Below are 13,545 nucleotides of genomic sequence, written 5' to 3'. Positions count from 1 at the left end.
CCGACGCCCCCACCAGCCGCTCCCCGTCGTAGGCGCCGGCCACGTAGTTGCCCGCGTGCGACAGCGCCCGCATCAGCTCCACACTGATCGGCGCGCTGCTGGCGTCCGCCTGCCAGATGTCGAGGAGCAGCCGGTACACCTGTTCCAGTTCCTCGATGCTGTGAAGCTCGCGGAGGTCGAACCCGGTCCTCTTCGCGTCGAGGCTGACTCCGGTCATCGCAGCACCGCGCGGAACAGACGTTGCACGTTGCCGCCGAGGATCTTGAGGATGTCCTCCTCGGGCAGCCCGCGCCGGAGGAGTTCCTCGGTGACCAGGGGCAGGCCCCGCGGCCCGTCGAGTCCCGGCAGGGCCGCCAGGGGGTCGATCTCGCCGAACCCGAGGTCCTCGCAGCAGGGCGGGGTGGTCTCGGACAGCACCTCGCGGACGAAGTCGGGGCCGAGGCCGACGTGGTCGATCCCGGCGACCTCGGCGATGTGCTGGATGTGGTCGGCCAGCCGCGCGACCGTGAACTCGGCGGGGTCGTCCGACAGGAAGCTCGGCACGAAGTTCACGCACACCACGCCGCCGGTCGCCGCGATGGCCCTGAGCTGGTCGTCGGTGAGGTTGCGGTGGTGGTCGCGCAGCGCGCGCGCCGAGGAGTGGGTGGCCATGACGGGCCGGGTGGCGAGCTCCAGCACGTGCGCGACGCCGGAGGCGCCGAGGTGGGAGACGTCGAAGATGATGCCGAGGCGTTCCATCTCCCGCAGCGCCTCGACCCCCGTGGAGGTGAGCCTGCTGCCGGTGCCGTCCTCGCCGCTGCCGTCGGCCAGCGGGGTGCGGCCCCAGTGGGCGACGGAGGCGACGCGGACGCCGAGCCGGTGCAGCGTCGAGAACAGTTCCACGTTCGCGTCGACGCCGGGGGCGCTCTCCAGGGCGAGGACCAGCGCGATGCGGCCCTCGGCGAGGGTCTGGTCGACCTGGGCGCCGTCCAGGCACAGCCGTACCTCGTCGGCGTTGCCCTCCGCCAGGACGTGGGCGCACTCGATCATGCGCAGCGTCTCGCGGAGCGCCCCCTCCGGGCGGTAGCGCTCGTCGATGAAGACCGGAAGCACCTGGAGGTCGACTCCGCCGTCGCGCAGCTGGGGCAGCCAGCGCTCACGGAAGAACGACGCCCACCTCCGCGGGGGCCTGGCCGTGACCGCCATCAGCAAGTCGTTGTGGGTGTCCGCGACGACGGCGCGGTGATGCAGATCAACGGTCAAGTGCCAGCCCTCCGATACGTGGTTATCGCGACGGTATGACAGGTCGGGGGTGGGGGAATTCGTCCGGTTTACCGAAGAGCACGAGGTTGTTCGTCCATTCGGCCAAGATCACTTGACTCGCCTGGGCGCCCGGAGGGGTGGTCCGGAGCTGGAGGGAATCCATGAAGAAAAATTACATAGCCTTTGTGGACTGTGAAGTTTCTTGACGCATCCGCTCGCGGCGATTTATGGTCCGGGCAACCCCGGCTTCCATTTTTGGAGTCCCTTGGAGCAGTTCATGAAGCGATTTGCAGTGGTAGCGGCGCTGCTCGGCCTCACCACGGTCACGGCGTGCGGCGGTATCGGAGACCGGTCCGCCGCGGTCGACGGCGGTCTCTACACCACGGTCGATGCCCTCAAACCGGGAATCGACGCGAACGCGCCGATCAACCCGTACAACCCGAAGGGCAACACCTTCAGGGGATACAACGCCGAGTGGCTCGGGTGGACGAAGAACCATCTGACCGACCCCAACCAGTTCTATCCCGGGGTCGCCGAAAGCTGGGACATCGCCCCCGACCAGTCGTCGATCACCATCAGGCTGCGCCCGAACGGCAGGTGGTCCGACGGCAAGCCCATCACCAGCGAGGACGTCAAGCTCTCGATCGGCCTGGCCTACACCCAGGGTGGTACGGCCTACGCCCTCGACCCGAGCGCGGCCGGCACGGCCTCCGACATCGAGATCGTCGACGATCGGACGATCAAGATCAGCCAGTCGGCGAAGAACCCGAGCGCCACCTTCGTCCGCGGCGTCATGGAGACCTGCATCGTCCCCGCGCACATCTGGAAGAACGTGCTGCCCGCCGACTTCTGGGACAAGCTGCGGATCGCGCGCGGCGACACGCCGCAGGCCGAGGCGGCACGCGCCGAGATCACCGGCCTCGCCGAGAAGGTCATCGCCTTCGGACCGGCCAAGGACGTCTCCGCGGGGCCGTTCGTGCTGAAGCGGGTGAACCCCGGCGAGGCGCTGCTGGTCAAGAACAAGAACTTCTACAACGCCGCCAACGTCGCCCCCGAGTACGTGAAGATCCTCAACTACACCGGCAACGAGCAGATCTGGAACTACCTGATCGCCGGGAAGCTGGACAACGCGCCCTTCACCGCGCTCCCGGAACAGGTGATGAAGCGCATCGTGCGGACCGAGGGCAACGCCGTCGTGCGGGGATACTCACCCGTCGGCAACGCGCTGGCGTTCAACCAGACCAGGAAGCCCTACGACAACGTGCACGTCCGCCGCGCGCTGGCCTACCTCGTCGACCGGGCGCAGGTCACCAAGATCGCCTCACCGGAGGGCGGTGTCGCCTCGGTCGCGACCTCGGGCCTGCACCAGAAGGCCGCCGAGGCCTGGCTGGGCGACTCCTACGGCGCGCTGGAGCCCTACCGGGCCGATCCCGCCAAGGCGGAGCAGGAGCTCAAGGCGGCCGGGATGCGCAAGATCGGCGGCAAGTGGACGATGCCGGACGGCACGCCCTGGAAGCCGATCATTCACGTGCCCGCGGCCTTCTCCGACTGGCTGACCGGCGCCAAGGCCGTCACCAGCCAGCTCAACGACGCCGGAGTCGAGGCGCAGGTGGTCACCACCGCCGACTACCCGCTCTACCTCGAGGAACTGGCGGCCGGAAAGTACGACATCGGCTTCTGGCTGGTCGCGCTCGGCCCCGCGCCCTACAACGTCTACCAGCGCCTGTACGGCACGGCCAACGGCTGGCAGATGTTCGGCGGCAGGCTCAGGCACGTCGCCCCCGGCAAGGAGGGCAACTGGATGGGCGGCGCCGAGACCGTCGAGGTCAAGGGCGTCGGCAGGGTCAACCCCGGCGAGCTGGCGTTCAAGCTCAACTCCGCCCCCGAGGCCGAGCAGAAGAAGATCATCGCGACCCTCGCCAAGGTCGCCAACCAGGACCTGCCGGTGATCCAGATGTGGGACTACGTCAACACCCAGTTCGTCAACACCACGCGCTTCACCGGCTTCCCCGGTGACGACAACGACGCGCTGCGGCTTACGTCGGGCGTCTGGCTTCAGCTGGGCATGATCAAGAAGAGGCAGCCATGACGGTCATCGCACGGCGGCTCGCCGGCCACCTGGCCCGCGGGATCGTCATGATCCTGGTGGTCACCACCATCAGTTTCCTGATCATCAGAAACATCCCCGGCGACCCGATGCTCGCCCGCTACGAGAAGCTGGTCGAGCAGGGCATGTCGCCGGAGCAGGCCGAGCGTGCCACGGCCGTGCTGTACGGGTTCATGCCGCGTGGCACGCTGTGGCAGCAGTACGTGGACTACATGTCGGGCCTGTTCCGCTTCGACCTGGGCCGGTCGACGAGCGTCCCCGGCGCGGAGGTCACCCAGGTTCTCGCCTCGGCCGCGAAGTGGACCGTTCTGCCGGTCCTGGTGGGCACCCTGCTGAGCTTCCTGATCGGCGTCGTCATGGGCGTCTACGCGGCGATCAAGCGGTCGGGCCGGCTGGGCGACGCGCTGGCCGTCTCCGGTTCGCTGCTGCACGGCCTGCCGCAGTACGTCCTGGCGCTGCTGCTGGGCGCGGTCTTCACGACCCTGATCCCGATCCTCCCCTCGGAGGGGACGGCCGACATCCTGTTCGAGCCGGGGTTCAACGCCCCCTACATCGGCTCGCTGATCGAGCACGCCACGCTGCCGATCGTGACCTACGCGCTGGCCTCCTACGGAGGCTGGATCCTGGCGATGAAGTCCAGCGTGGTCACCGTGCTCGGCGACGACTTCATCCTCGCCGCCGAGCTGCGCGGAATGAAACGCGGGATCATCTTCCGCTACGTGACCCGCAACGCGATCCTGCCGCTGTTCACCATCCTGGCCCTCTCACTGGGCCTGCTCTTCGGCGGCGCGATCTTCATCGAGCGGATCTTCAACTACCCGGGGCTGGGACTGCTGCTCATCGACAGCATCACCAACCGCGACTACGCGCTGATGGGCGGCGCGTTCCTGCTGATCACCGTCGCGATCGTCATCGCGAACATCGCGGCCGACCTGCTCTACACCGCGATCGACCCGCGGGTGCGTGCGGGAGGGGAGAGCGCATGACCGAGCAGACCGTCGTCGCGGGGGGATTCTCCCGCGCGGACCGGCGACGCGGCTTCCTGAGGGGCGTCCGGAGGGTCCTGTGGCGCAAGCCGAGCCGGATGCTGGGCGTGGCCATCGTGGTCATGTTCGCGCTCATGGGGATCTTCGGGCCGCTGCTCTACCCCGCGCGGCTGCCGCGCGACAACGACGCGCTCTACGCGCCGCCGAGCTGGGCACACCCCTTCGGCACCGACTTCGAGGGCACCGACGTGCTGGCCCTGGTGATCACCGGGGCACGGTACGTGCTGCTGACCGCACTGGTCACCGCCGTCATCACGGTCGTGCTCGGCACCGGGATCGGGCTGTTCGCCGGGTTCAGGCGCGGACGCTGGGACACCGTGCTCATGCGGATCACCGACATGAAGCTGACGATCCCCGGCCTGCCGCTGCTGCTCGTGCTGTCGACCATATGGAAGTTCAGCAGCGCGTTCGAGATGGGCCTGGTGCTCGGGCTCCTGGGCTGGGGCGGGGTGGCGCGGGCCGTACGGGCCCAGACCCTGTCCCTGCGCGAGCGCGGATTCGTCGAGGCGGCCAGGGGCCTGGGCCTGTCGACCACGCACATCATCGGCAGGGAACTGCTGCCCGGTATGGCCCCCTTCATCGCGATGAACATGCTCATCGCCGTGACGGGCGCGGTCTACGCGCAGGTCGGCCTGTTCTTCCTCGGAGTGCTGCCGTTCGACGCCAACAACTGGGGCGTGATGCTCAACCTCGCCGTGTTCGGGGGCGGCGCGCTGACGACGACCGCGGCGCTGCCGTACCTGCTGGCGCCGCTGCTGGCGATCCTGCTGCTCACCCTGGGCATCGTGCTCGTCGTCGACGCCATGGACGAGATCTTCAATCCCCGGCTGCGTGAGGAGTAGAGGGATGATCATGACCTTTGAGAAGGCCCGCGACGCGCAGGCCTCGGAGACCCCGCAGGGGGCGCCGGGAGTGCGGGTCAGGGGGCTGTCCGTCGTCTACCGGACGGCGGCGGGCGAGCTTCCCGCGATCTCCGGGATCGACCTGGACCTCGTGCCCGGATCGATCACCGGGGTGGTCGGCGAGTCGGGGTCGGGCAAGTCGACCCTGGCGCTGTCGCTGCTCAACGCCGTCCAGCCGCCCGGCAGGATCAGCGCGGGCAGCGTGGAGATCGACGGCCTCGGCGACGTCGTGAAGCTGGGAGGCGAGGACCTGCGCAGGGCCAGGGGACGGCACATCGGCTACGTCTTCCAGGCCGCGCAGAACTCCCTCAACCCGCTCAAGACGGTCGGCAAGCAGCTGCTCGACCTGGGCCGCTCGCACGATGTGGCGGACCTGCGCGGGCTCCTGGCGGACGCCAGGGACCTGCTCGGCAGGATGGGGATGGACGGCGCACGCGTGCTCGACTCCCATCAGCACGAGCTGTCCGGCGGGATGCGCCAGCGGGTCGGCATCATGTTCGCGCTGGTGCTCAACGCCCACCTCGTGGTGCTGGACGAGCCGACGACCGCACTCGACATGATCACCCAGGCGACGATCCTGCGGATCGTCCGCGAGGTCCACGCGGAACGCGGGCTCACCACGCTGGTCATCACCCACGACCTCGGCGTGGTCGCCGAGATCGCCGACCGGCTGGCCGTCATGTACGGCGGCTGCCTCGTCGAGCAGGGGCCCACCCGGCAGGTGCTCGGAGCCCCCCGCCACCCCTACACCCGGGGCCTGCTGCGCGCCATCCCGCGCCTGGTCGGCGACGTCGAGGAGGCCAGGGCGCTGCCGGGCCGCCCGCCGACGCTGGACACGATCCCGGCCAGGGGGTGCGTGTTCAGGAAACGGTGCGTCCTGCGCATGGAGGTGTGCGAGACGGACGAACCGAGGCCGATCCCGTACGGAAACTCGATCGTGGCGTGCCACGCCGTGGGGGAGAACCCGGGAACGGAGACGGCAGGGGCACGGCGAGGAGGGGAGGAGCAGGCGTGATCACGGGAACGGGTATCACCAAGACCTACCGGCAGCGGGGCGGCGTGCTCCCGGGCCGGGAGGTGACCGCGCTGCGCGGCGTCGACTTCGCCGTCGAGAAAGGCGGGGCGGTGTCGTTCATCGGCGAGTCCGGTTGCGGCAAGACGACGCTGGGACGGATCATCGCAGGGCTCGAGACGCACGACTCCGGCGAGATCGTCATCGACGGGGTCGCCATGTCCTCGCTCAAACCGAGGAGGCGGGAGCCGTACTTCCGCCGCATCCAGCTCATCCACCAGGACCCGTACTCGGCGCTCAACCCGGCCCGCACGGTGTACCAGACGCTGGAGGCGCCCCTGGTGCTGCGGGCCCGGCAGACGGGCCGCCCCAGGTCGTGGGTCGACGAGCGGGCCGCGGAACTGCTGACCCTGGTCGGGCTGGAGCCGGGTTACGCGCTGCCGCGCTACCCCCACCAGCTGTCCGGGGGGATGCGCCAGCGGGTCGTCATCGCCCGCGCGCTGACCGTCGACCCCGAGATGCTCGTCGCGGACGAGGCGGTCTCCATGATCGACGTGTCGCTGCGGCTGGGCATCCTGGCGCTGCTGAAGGACCTGCGCGAGCGGCTCGGCACGAGCGTGGTGTTCATCACCCACGACGTGGCGACCGCGCGCTACATCGGCGCGGACGGCGAGCTCTACGTCATCTACCGGGGGCAGGTCGTGGAGCGGGGATCGGTGGAGACGATCATCTCCGATCCGGTCCACCCCTACACCCAGTCGCTGCTGTCGGCCATTCCCGTGCTGCACGGGCTGGAGCGGCCGGGAGAGCAGCCGGTGGTGCCGACCGAGGCGCTCAACGAGAGCCGCCCCGACGGGGGCTGCCTGTTCGCCAGGCGCTGCCCGTTCCGCACCGGGCGCTGCGAGTCCGAACGGCCGGTGCTCGGCCACGTCGGGGGGACGCCCCAGGCGCACGCCTGCCACCACCCCGAACGCCGCAGCGTCGTCGCCATGCCGCTGGGCGTGGGTGAGGGACATGTCTGACGGCGGCACGAGGACCCGGGCGGACGGCCGAGCGGAAAGCGGCGCGGGGATCGGTGGAGCGGACACCGGCGCGGGGATCGCGCAGGTGATCCGCGAGGCGGGCGCCGGCGCGGGGAGGGCGCCGGGGATCCGCGAGGCGGGTGCCTCCGACGCGGCGGCGATCGCCGCCGTCGCCGGGGCCGCGCTCACCCTGGACACCGCCCAGGCGCCGGCGCTGGTCGAGCGGCTCCTGAACCCGCCCAGGGAACGCCGCTGGACGGCGCTGGTGACCGAGGACCTCGACGGCGTGGTGTTCGCCTCGCTCTCGGCGCACGAGGAGACGGCCGGTCACATCGACCTGCTCGCCGTGGCGCCCGGTTCCCGGGGCCGGGGGCGAGGGCGGGGACGTGCGCTGGTCGCGGCGGCCGAGGACTGGTTGCGCGGTCAGGGGGCGGCCGAGGCCCGGCTCGCGGGCAACCCGCCCTGCTACGCCTGGCCGGGCGTCGACGTGCGCTACACCCCCGCCGCCTGCCTGGCCGAGCGCCTCGGCTACGAGCGCTACGGGATCGCCTGGAACATGACGGTCGACCTCACCGCCGACCTGTCCGTCGAGGCCGATCTCGTACGGCTGGCCGCCCGGGGCGTCACCGTGCACAGGGTCGGCCAGGCGGACAGGGACGCCGTGTCGGCCTTCGTCAGGGAGCACTGGAGCGACAACTGGGCCTGGGAAGCCGAGCAGGCCACCGGCTGCCACTACGCCTCCCGCGACGGAGAGATCCTCGGCTTCGCGGCGTGGGGTGCCAGACCCGCCTGGTTCGGCCCGATGGGCACCGCCCCGGCCGCGAGGGGGCTCGGCGTCGGCCGGGTGCTGCTGCGCCGCTGCCTGGCCGAGCAGCGGGCGGCGGGCATGGCGAGCACGCAGATCTCCTGGGTGGGGCCGCTCGGCTTCTACTCCCGGGCGGTCGGCGCGCGCGCCGAGCGGGTCTTCTGGCGCTATCGCCGGAGCCTGCGCTGACGCGGGTGACGGAACGCCGCCGATGAAAGACTCTTACACGCAATAAGATTTCAATGAAGATTAGCGACATGGAATGACATGACTGATCCACTCGCCGACCTGTCCACCGAGCGGAGCGATCCGCGCTACAGCCAGATCGACCGGCTGCCCACCGAGGAGGTCGCCCGGCTGATGAACGCCGCCGACGCCACGGTGCCCGGGGCGGTGGCCGCGGTGATCCCGGCCATCTCCGCCGCCGTCGACGCCGCCGTCACCCGGATGAGGGCCGGAGGGCGCCTGTTCTACGTGGGCGCCGGCACGTCGGGACGGCTGGCCGTGCTGGACGCCTCCGAGTGCCCGCCGACCTTCGGCACCGACCCCGAGATGGTGCAGGGCATCATCGCGGGAGGCGAGCCCGCGCTGACCCACTCGGTCGAGGGCGCCGAGGACGACGACGCCGCGGGCGCCGCCGCGATCGCCGGCAGGGAGGTGGGGGCGCTCGACTCGGTGGTCGGCGTCTCCGCCAGCGGCAGGGCCCCGTTCGTGCTCGGCGCGCTCACCGAGGCGGGCCGCCGCGGCGCCCTGACCGTGGCGTTGTCCTGCAACACCGCGACGCCGCTGTCCGGGACGGCGCTGCACCCGATAGAGGTGGTCGTCGGCCCCGAGGTGGTGGCGGGCTCGACCCGTCTCAAGGCCGGGACCGCGCAGAAACTGGTCCTCAACATGATCTCCACGATCGCGATGGTCAGGCTGGGCCGGACCTACGGCAACAGCATGATCGAGATGGCGGCGATGAACTCCAAGCTCGCGGGCCGGGCCGTACGGATGGTCGGCGACATCACCGGGGCGAGCCCGCAGGCCGTCCGCCCCGCGCTCGAGGCGGCCGGATGGCGTGTGAAGGTCGCGGTGCTGATGATCGAGCGGGGGCTCGGCCCCGACGACGCCGCGGCCCTGCTGAGATGCCACGGCGACGACCTGGACGCGGCACGGTCGGTGGCGGGGTCGGCGGAGAGGTCGGCGGCGCGGCCGTCCCGGGACACGCGGGGTGCCTGAGCGGGGCGGGGGAGCCGCCGCCCGGGAGGGCGCGCCGCCCGAAGAGCCCGATATATCCGAGATGTCGGATGCGTCTGATCGGCTCCGCGGTGTTCTGGCGGCCGCCGTACCGGCCGTCTGCTCGGCGGCGGTCGCCCTGGTCGCCGTCGGCGGCAGGACGGTGGCCGCCGGGGCGGTGGGGGAGCTCGTGCGGTATGCGGACCCCGCGGAGACCCTGCTGGACGACCGGCCGGCCGTCCGCCGCGACTCGATCTTCGACCTGGCCTCCCTCACCAAGCTCTTCACCACCGCCGTGGTCCTGTCGCTGGCCGAGGAGGGGCGCCTCGGCCTGGACGAACCCGTCGCGACCTGGCTGCCGGGCGGGCCCGCCGGGGTCACCGCGCGGCACCTGCTCACCCACACGGCGGGCCTGCCGCCGGGACGCCGGGCCCACGAGGAGATCCCCGGCGACGGCCGCGAGGTCCACGCGGCCCGCCTGGAGCGCGTCGTCTCGACGCCGCCGTCGCGTCCGCCCGGCGAACACCACCTCTACTCCGACGTCGGCATGATCCTGATGGGCCGGATCGCGGAGATCGCCGGGGGAGCCCCGCTCGACGAGCTGCTCCGCGCCAGGATCACCGGGCCGCTGGGCCTGGCCGACACCGGATACCGGCCGTCGAGGTCACTGCTGCCCAGGATCGCCGCCACCGAGCACATGCCCGGTCGCGCGGGACCCGGATGCGTGCGCGGTGAGGTTCACGACGAGACCGCCCACGGCCTGGGCGGCGTGGCCGGGCACGCCGGGATCTTCTCCACCGCGGGCGACCTGCTGCGCTTCGCCGAGGCGCTGCGTACCGGGGGAGCGCCGGTCCTGCGCCGCGACACGGTCGCGGAGATGGCCCGCGACCAGGGGGTGCGGGGAGCGGCGTACGGCCAGGGGCTGGGGGTGCGCATCGGCGACCCCGCCGTCACCGGCCCGCTGACCGGCGCCTACGGGCACTCCGGCTTCACCGGCACCTCCGTCGTCGTGGCCCCGGAACGGCGTCTCACCGTCGTCCTGCTGACCAACAACGTGCATCCCGTCCGCGGCCGCGCGGGCATCCGCGACCTGCGCCACGCCGTGGCCGCCGAGGCCCGCCGCCTGTCATGACGACCGTGCCGCCCCGGCGTCACGGCACAAAGAATGCCGGACCCACCCTTGACCCGGGAAGGTTGTGGTGCTTCCGGACCGCCACGTAACGTCGCAGGCATGGCTACCGAGCTTGAAGAGCTCTTCGCCCGCAAGGTGGACATCGGGGTCGCCACGATGGGCGCGTCGACCGGTGACGGCGCGGTCAGCGCCCAGGTGGTGGTGCAGCGGGTCGCCGCGATCGACCGCAGGACGGGGCAGGAGCGTCACCTGCTGCTCGTCTACGAGCCGGACGGGGTGACGGCCATGGTCGACGTCCTCCGGCAGGCGGTGGAGAAGGTCAGGGGAGAGACGCCCTGACGGTCACGGTGACTTCGCCCGGCGGCGCGTGTCCGTCACGAAGTCGCCGAGCGCGTCCCTGGTGGCCCGCAGTGCCGCGTCCGAGCTGTCGAACGTGCGCTGCGCGATGCCGACGAAGATGCAGTCCACGATCAGGAGCTGGCTGATCCGGCTGGCCAGCGCGCCGGGACGGAAGGCGGTCTCCCGGCCTGCCGAGACCAGGACGTGGCCGGCGAGCTCGGCCAGCGAGGAGCGCGGGTTGTTGGTGATGGCGATCGTGGTCGCGCCCGCCTTGCGCGCCACACCGATGGGCGCCAGCACGTCGGGGGTCTCGCCGGTGCAGCTCACCCCGACCGCGACGTCGCCGGGCCGTACCAGCGCCGCGCTGGTCAGCGCGAGGTGCGCGTCGGCGAAGGAGCGGCTGGACAGGCCGATCCGCATCAGTTTCTGCGCCATGTCGGCCGCCACGAGGCCGGAGGCGCCGACCCCGTAGACGTCCACCCGGCGGGCGCCCGCGACGGCTTCCACGACCGCGCCCAGCCGGTCCGGGTGGAGCTGCGCGGCGGTGTCGGCCAGCGCCTCGGACTCGGCCCTGGTCACCTTCGCGATCACGGCGGTGAGCGGGTCGTCGGGAGCCAGATCGCCGGGGACGAGCCGCTCGGGTGTCTCCCTGGCCACCGCCGCGGCCAGGGCGAAGCGCAGCTGCGAGTAACCCGCGAAGCCCAGGGCCCTGGCGGTGCGCACGATCGTGGCCTCGCTCGTCCCCGAGACCGCGCTGAACTCGGTGATGGTGCTGCGGGCCACCATCGCGGGGTCGTCCAGGATGAGCCGGGCGATGGCCTGCGCTGCGGGGGTGAGTGAGGGCAGGACGGCCCTCACCGTGGCCACCAGATTCACGGGGGTGGGGCCGTCTTGCTCGTTCATAGGGGGCACCTTCTTCTGTCGGGACCAAGACTATTGGCCACCGGCCAGCCATAGGGCGACGATGCGTGCCGAGACTCTAGAAATGCCGTAGGTGGCTACATAAAGGGCGCCGACCGGCTCGCCGGGCAGCCCGGTCTCGACGACGATCGCGTCGGGACGGAGCCGGACCGCCTCGGCCAGCAGGCGTCCGGCCCACGGGTGGCGGGCGGCGTCGTGCGCCACCAGCACGAGCGGGCGTCCGGGGTCGCCCAGGTCGGGGAGCTCGGCCGTCTCGGCGGTGATCGTGTGTGTCACGGTGCCCGGCAGCAGCTCGGCCACGGCGCCGGCGAGGCCGGTCGGGGTGCCGGGCCCGACCGCCGGGTTCGGCCGGGGCGCTATGTCGAGGACCAGCGGTGGCCCGGACAGCGCGGGCGGGGCGACCTGGGAGATCGGGACGCCTCCGGGGAGGGGCCGGGCGGCCGGGACGTCCCCGGGAGGGGACGCGTACGGCGTACGGCCGCCCGCCACGACCACGTGTACGGCGGCGCGGGCGGCCGCCAGACCGGCCTCCCCGCCGGAGGGGGCGGTGTCCCGCGGGGTCTCGGCGTGCCAGGCGGCCAGGGCGAGCACCCGCGCCGCCGCCTGTGCCAGGCGCTCCTCGGGCAGCCTTCCCGCGTGCACCGCCTCCACGATCGCCTCGCGCAGCGCCTGAACACTCCGTCCGTCGGGGGAGGAGTCGCCGGCGCAGATCGCGTCGGCGCCCGCCGTCAGCGCGCGGACCGCGATCTCACCGGGAGGGTACAGGGCGGCGACGGCGCCCATTTCGATGGCGTCGGTGACCAGCACGCCGTCGAACCCCAGTTCCCCGCGGAGCAGCCCGGTCAGGATCGGCCCGCTCAGCGTGGCGGGGCCGGTGGGATCGAGCGCGGGGACCAGCAGGTGGCCGCACATCACGGCCTTGACACCCGCCTCGATCGCGGCGCGGAACGGAGGCAGGTCGCGCTCTCGCAGGAGTTCGGCCGAGGCGTGCACGGTCGGCAGCGCGCGGTGGGAGTCGACGACGGTGTCGCCGTGCCCGGGGAAGTGCTTGGCGCAGGCGGCCACCCCGGCGCTCTGCAGCCCCGTGATCCAGGCGGCGCCGTGCCGGGCGACGAGCAGGGGATCGGGGCCGAAGGAGCGGATGCCGATCACCGGGTTGGCCGGGTTGGCGTTGACGTCCACCACCGGCGCGTAGTCGAGGGTGATGTCCGCGGCGGCGAGGAGGCGGCCGATCTCACGGGCGACCAGCTCGGTCCGCCCGATGTCGTCGGCCACGCCGAGGGCCCGGTTGCCCGGCCACGAACTGCCGTCGCGGGCCTCCAGCCGGGTGACGACGCCGCCCTCCTCGTCCACCGCCACCACCACGGCGGGGTTCTCCCGCCGCAGGCTCGCCACGAGCTCGGCGGTCTGCGCCGGCCCGGTGAGATTGCGGGCGAACAGTACGGCTCCGCCGAGCCCCTCGCCGAGCGCCCGCCTCAGCCAGTCGGGCGGAGAGGTGCCGTCGAAACCGGGCTGGAGCACGGTCATGGCCAGCCGGGCCAGGTCAGGACTGCTGTGCGGCATGCGACGAACACCCTCTCGCGTGAGACGTCTCGGGCAGATTACGCGTTGATGATGCTTTCCTTCATGGAATATGCACTATAGGTAATTTTTTATCATCCCCGGGACGGGGCACCCGTGGCCGGTCCGGCGCCCCTCCGCGCCGGTCCCGTTCGTGCTCCCGCTCCCGCTCCCGGTCTTGGGCCCGCTTCCGCTCCCGGTCTCGGTCTCGGGCCCGCGCCGTGAGCGGTGATCGCTCT

General features: G+C 71.7%; 12 protein-coding genes and 1 pseudogene. 9 read left to right on the top strand and 4 right to left on the bottom strand.

Annotation, left to right across the window (positions count from 1 at the left end; all coding sequences use genetic code 11):
• Together AB0N02_RS46555 and AB0N02_RS46550 are read right to left on the bottom strand one after the other, a co-directional pair.
• Positions 1-217 (bottom strand): annotated as a pseudogene (locus AB0N02_RS46555) (GNAT family N-acetyltransferase); the annotation flags it as partial.
• Positions 214-1,242 (bottom strand): membrane dipeptidase, encoded by a 1,029-nt coding sequence (locus tag AB0N02_RS46550; protein ID WP_363961475.1) that lies wholly within the window; start codon positions 1,240-1,242, stop codon positions 214-216. The pseudogene AB0N02_RS46555 and the gene AB0N02_RS46550, both read right to left, overlap by 4 nt.
• Before the next feature lie 277 nt (positions 1,243-1,519).
• Between AB0N02_RS46550 and AB0N02_RS46545 the strand changes: the two genes are divergently transcribed.
• From AB0N02_RS46545 to AB0N02_RS46505, 9 genes are all read left to right on the top strand, one after another.
• Complete coding sequence (locus AB0N02_RS46545) at positions 1,520-3,331, top strand: ABC transporter substrate-binding protein (RefSeq protein WP_363961473.1); 1,812 nt, start codon at positions 1,520-1,522, stop codon at positions 3,329-3,331.
• Positions 3,328-4,335, top strand: a complete 1,008-nt coding sequence (locus AB0N02_RS46540) for an ABC transporter permease (protein WP_363961471.1) — start codon at positions 3,328-3,330, stop codon at positions 4,333-4,335. The genes AB0N02_RS46545 and AB0N02_RS46540 overlap by 4 nt, the downstream gene beginning before the upstream one ends.
• The gene (locus AB0N02_RS46535) at positions 4,332-5,237 is read left to right on the top strand and encodes an ABC transporter permease (RefSeq protein ID WP_363961469.1); all 906 of its coding nucleotides are present in this window, start codon (positions 4,332-4,334) and stop codon (positions 5,235-5,237) included. The genes AB0N02_RS46540 and AB0N02_RS46535 overlap by 4 nt, the downstream gene beginning before the upstream one ends.
• A 4-nt stretch (positions 5,238-5,241) precedes the next feature.
• Positions 5,242-6,312: an ABC transporter ATP-binding protein gene (locus tag AB0N02_RS46530; RefSeq protein WP_363961467.1), complete on the top strand. Its 1,071-nt coding sequence runs from the start codon at positions 5,242-5,244 to the stop codon at positions 6,310-6,312.
• Complete coding sequence (locus tag AB0N02_RS46525; RefSeq protein WP_363961465.1) at positions 6,309-7,331, top strand: ABC transporter ATP-binding protein; 1,023 nt, start codon at positions 6,309-6,311, stop codon at positions 7,329-7,331. Before AB0N02_RS46530 ends, AB0N02_RS46525 begins: the two co-directional genes overlap by 4 nt.
• Positions 7,324-8,325, top strand: coding sequence for a GNAT family N-acetyltransferase (locus AB0N02_RS46520; protein ID WP_363961463.1), 1,002 nt, complete (start codon positions 7,324-7,326; stop codon positions 8,323-8,325). The genes AB0N02_RS46525 and AB0N02_RS46520 overlap by 8 nt, the downstream gene beginning before the upstream one ends.
• A 78-nt stretch (positions 8,326-8,403) precedes the next feature.
• A complete protein-coding gene (murQ, locus tag AB0N02_RS46515; protein WP_363961461.1) occupies positions 8,404-9,357 on the top strand; it encodes an N-acetylmuramic acid 6-phosphate etherase in 954 nt (317 codons plus the stop codon).
• 61 nt (positions 9,358-9,418) lie between these two features.
• Positions 9,419-10,486, top strand: a complete 1,068-nt coding sequence (locus tag AB0N02_RS46510) for a serine hydrolase domain-containing protein (protein WP_363961459.1) — start codon at positions 9,419-9,421, stop codon at positions 10,484-10,486.
• Between the two features lie 99 nt (positions 10,487-10,585).
• Positions 10,586-10,825, top strand: coding sequence for a hypothetical protein (locus AB0N02_RS46505; protein WP_363961457.1), 240 nt, complete (start codon positions 10,586-10,588; stop codon positions 10,823-10,825).
• Between the two features lie 3 nt (positions 10,826-10,828).
• Here the strand turns inward: AB0N02_RS46505 and AB0N02_RS46500 are convergent, their stop codons facing one another.
• Together AB0N02_RS46500 and AB0N02_RS46495 are read right to left on the bottom strand one after the other, a co-directional pair.
• Positions 10,829-11,728: a MurR/RpiR family transcriptional regulator gene (locus tag AB0N02_RS46500; protein ID WP_363961455.1), complete on the bottom strand. Its 900-nt coding sequence runs from the start codon at positions 11,726-11,728 to the stop codon at positions 10,829-10,831.
• Between the two features lie 30 nt (positions 11,729-11,758).
• Positions 11,759-13,309 carry a glycoside hydrolase family 3 N-terminal domain-containing protein gene (locus tag AB0N02_RS46495; RefSeq protein ID WP_363961453.1) on the bottom strand — a complete coding sequence of 517 codons (1,551 nt, stop codon included), beginning with the start codon at positions 13,307-13,309 and terminating at the stop codon, positions 11,759-11,761.
• Positions 13,310-13,545 lie beyond the last annotated feature (236 nt).

Origin of the sequence: Streptosporangium sp. NPDC051022 (genome assembly GCF_040683035.1) — a bacterium.
In the GTDB taxonomy this organism is placed as follows: domain Bacteria; phylum Actinomycetota; class Actinomycetes; order Streptosporangiales; family Streptosporangiaceae; genus Streptosporangium.
This window is presented reverse-complemented; position numbering and strand designations above follow the sequence as displayed.